This window comes from Paenibacillus sp. P4_E11 (assembly GCF_056401635.1).
Window position 1 is genome coordinate 1 of record NZ_JBFUIX010000235.1, and the last position, 3,900, is coordinate 3,900.

At 50.8% G+C, this 3,900-nt stretch carries 2 protein-coding genes; both read left to right on the forward strand.

Features of this window, described 5'->3' with window-relative positions; all coding sequences use genetic code 11:
• The coding region (locus AC1DWB_RS31945; protein ID WP_477545131.1) for a DNA-directed RNA polymerase subunit beta at positions 1–1,009 on the forward strand (1,009 nt) is incomplete at its 5' end.
• Positions 1,010–1,156: 147 nt separating this feature from the next.
• A partial coding sequence (rpoC, locus tag AC1DWB_RS31950; protein WP_477545132.1) for a DNA-directed RNA polymerase subunit beta' occupies positions 1,157–3,900 on the forward strand: 2,744 nt, incomplete at its 3' end.

The following is a 3,900-nucleotide window of genomic DNA, read 5'->3' on the forward strand; positions in this document are numbered from 1 at the left end:
GGTTACGCCGAAGGGTGTAACGGAGTTGACTGCAGAAGAGCGCTTGCTGCATGCGATCTTCGGGGAGAAAGCCCGTGAAGTCCGGGATACTTCGCTCCGCGTTCCTCACGGAACCGACGGAATCGTAGTAGACGTGAAAGTGTTCACCCGCGAGAATGGCGACGAGCTTCCTCCTGGTGTGAATCAGCTGGTACGGGTTTACATTGCACAGAAGCGTAAAATTTCCGAAGGCGATAAGATGGCCGGACGTCACGGTAACAAAGGGGTTATTGCCCGCATCTTGCCGGAAGAAGATATGCCGTTCATGCCAGATGGCACGCCGGTAGAAGTCGTATTGAACCCACTCGGGGTTCCATCTCGGATGAACATCGGTCAAGTGCTCGAAGTTCACTTGGGGATGGCAGCCAAGCTGCTCGGGATTCATACCGCCACACCTGTATTCGACGGCGCTCGTGAGCACGACGTGTTCGACACGATGGAAGAAGCCGGGATGCAGCGTAACGGAAAGACGATTCTATACGATGGCCGTTCAGGCGAACCGTTCGAGCGTGAAGTTACCGTTGGCGTCATGTATATGATTAAGTTGGCGCACATGGTTGACGATAAGATCCATGCCCGCTCAACTGGACCGTATTCTTTGGTTACGCAACAGCCTCTGGGTGGTAAAGCTCAGTTCGGTGGACAGCGTTTCGGAGAGATGGAAGTTTGGGCACTTGAAGCCTATGGGGCAGCCTACACGCTTCAAGAGATTCTTACCGTGAAGTCCGATGACGTCGTCGGTCGTGTGAAGACTTACGAATCGATTGTTAAGGGCGAGAACGTACCGGAGCCTGGTGTGCCTGAGTCGTTCAAGGTATTGATCAAGGAGCTCCAGAGCTTGGGTATGGACGTTAAGATATTGGCAGAAGACGAGCAAGAGATTGAAATGAAGGAACTGGATGACGAAGATGACGTCACTGGCGACAAGTTGAATCTCAATCTAGAAGGTTCTGAGGTCGGCGTCGAGTAATCGACCCCGGCCCGGCCTGTTCATTGCACGATAGATTCCACGTTGTCATCTGCTGCTTGCTATGCGTGGGCGCGGATCGAAACCACAGTACAAGAGTACAATCTAGAGGAGGGTTGCTCCTTGTTGGACGTTAACAATTTCGAGTACATGAAGATTGGGTTGGCTTCACCTGAAAAGATTCGTTCCTGGTCCAGAGGGGAAGTTAAGAAACCGGAGACGATCAACTACCGGACGCTTAAACCGGAAAAAGAAGGTTTGTTCTGCGAGAAAATTTTCGGTCCTACCAAAGACTGGGAGTGCCATTGCGGCAAATATAAGCGCGTTCGTTACAAGGGTGTTGTGTGTGACCGATGCGGAGTGGAAGTTACACGTGCCAAAGTTCGTCGCGAACGGATGGGTCATATTGAGTTGGCTGCTCCTGTCTCGCACATTTGGTATTTCAAGGGCATTCCGAGCCGTATGGGCTTAGCCTTAGACATGTCTCCTAGATCGCTTGAGGAGATTATCTACTTTGCTTCTTATGTAGTTACAGATCCAGGAGATACACCGCTGGAGAAGAAGCAACTGTTGTCTGAGAAAGAGTACCGCAGCTACCGGGAGAAGTACGGCTATGCGTTCCATGCTGGAATGGGAGCCGAAGCTGTGAAGAAACTCCTGCAGGATATCGATATCGATAAAGAAGTCGACACCTTGAAGGAAGAGCTTCGTACGGCACAAGGCCAACGACGTAACCGTGCAATTAAGCGTCTCGAAGTGATGGAAGCGTTCCGTCACTCTGGCAACGAGCCAGAATGGATGGTACTTGACGTACTTCCCGTCATTCCGCCGGAATTACGTCCGATGGTACAGTTGGATGGAGGACGGTTCGCTACGTCCGACTTGAATGACCTGTATCGTCGTGTGATCAACCGGAACAATCGTTTGAAGCGTCTGCTTGATCTGGGCGCACCAGACATCATCGTACAGAACGAGAAGCGGATGCTGCAAGAAGCAGTAGATGCCTTGATCGATAATGGACGTAGAGGCCGTCCTGTAACAGGTCCAGGTAACCGTCCGCTGAAATCCCTCAGCCATATGCTGAAGGGGAAGCAAGGACGTTTCCGGCAAAACCTGCTTGGGAAGCGTGTTGACTACTCGGGTCGTTCCGTTATCGTTGTAGGGCCTAGCCTGAAGATGTACCAATGCGGACTGCCGAAGGAAATGGCGTTAGAATTGTTCAAGCCTTTCGTTATGAAAGAGCTTGTTAATAAAGGATTGGCCCATAACATTAAGAGCGCGAAGCGTAAAGTAGAACGCGTTAGCCCTGAAGTGTGGGACGTTCTTGAGGAAGTCATTAAGGAGCACCCGGTTCTTCTGAACCGTGCCCCTACGCTTCACCGTCTCGGTATTCAAGCGTTCGAGCCGATTCTCGTGGAAGGTCGCGCCATCAAGCTGCATCCACTCGTCTGTACAGCGTATAACGCTGACTTCGATGGAGACCAGATGGCCGTGCACGTGCCATTGTCCGCTGAAGCACAAGCAGAAGCTCGCATTCTGATGCTAGCGTCGGGTAACATCTTGAACCCGAAAGACGGCAAACCGGTCGTTACTCCTTCGCAGGATATGGTTCTGGGGAGCTTCTACTTGACGATGGAGAACATCGAGGCAGTTGGCACAGGTATGCTGATTCGTACCGTTCATGAGGCTGTTTCCGCTTACCAGCGGGGCATTGCTTCGCTGCACGCCAAGGTTGCGATACCTGCTCGTGCGCTGGGTAAGACGAGTTTCACACCGGCACAACAGAACTCGCTGCTTGTAACGACGGTTGGTAAGATCATCTTCAATGATATTTTCCCAGCAGATTTTCCGTTCATCAATGAAGCGACCAAGGCTAATCTGTTCCAAGGGATTTCGGATGAATACTTCATGCTTGAAAAAGGTGGAGACATTCAATCGTTTATCCRCAATGCGCCATCACGTGGTGCTGTAGGTAAAGAATACTTGGGAACACTGATCGGGGAATGCTTCCGTCGCTACCATACGACCAAGACTTCGATCATTCTCGATAATATTAAGCAGAACGGGTTCACATACTCTACCAAAGCGGGGATTACAGTTGCCGTATCCGACGTAATCGTACCGAAGGAGAAAGACCTGATTCTGAAGGAATCCGAAGATAAGGTCAGAACCGTCACGAACCAGTTCCGTCGCGGATTGATTACGGACGAAGAGCGTTATGACCGCGTTATTAGCATTTGGGGTAAAGCGAAGGATGAAATCACAGAAATTTTGATGAAATCCCTCGATAAATTCAACTCCATCAACATGATGGTTGAATCCAAAGCACGGGGTAACAAATCGCAGATCACCCAGCTTGGCGGTATGCGGGGCCTCATGGCCAACCCGTCCGGACGGATTATTGAGTTGCCGATCAAGTCGAACTTCCGTGAAGGCTTGACGGTATTAGAGTACTTTATCTCCACGCACGGTGCGCGTAAAGGATTGGCCGATACCGCACTTCGTACAGCGGATTCTGGTTACTTGACCCGTCGTCTCGTCGACGTAGCACAGGATGTCATCGTGCGCGACGATGATTGCGGTACAGATAAAGGCTTTATCGTCACGAAGATCCAGGATGGTAAGGAAGTTATCGAAGACTTGTATGACCGTATTGAAGGTCGTTATGCCTTCGAAACCGTTCGCCATCCGCAGACTGGTGAAGTCATTGTGAGCCGCAACGAGCTGATTGAATCGAACAAGGCAGATGCGATTATTGCTGCGGGTATCGAGAAACTTCAGATTCGTTCCGTCTTGAGCTGCCGTACGAACCATGGTGTATGTAAGAAGTGTTATGGTCGTAACTTGGCTACAGGAACTCACGTAGAAGTCGGTGAAGCGGTTGGTATTATCGC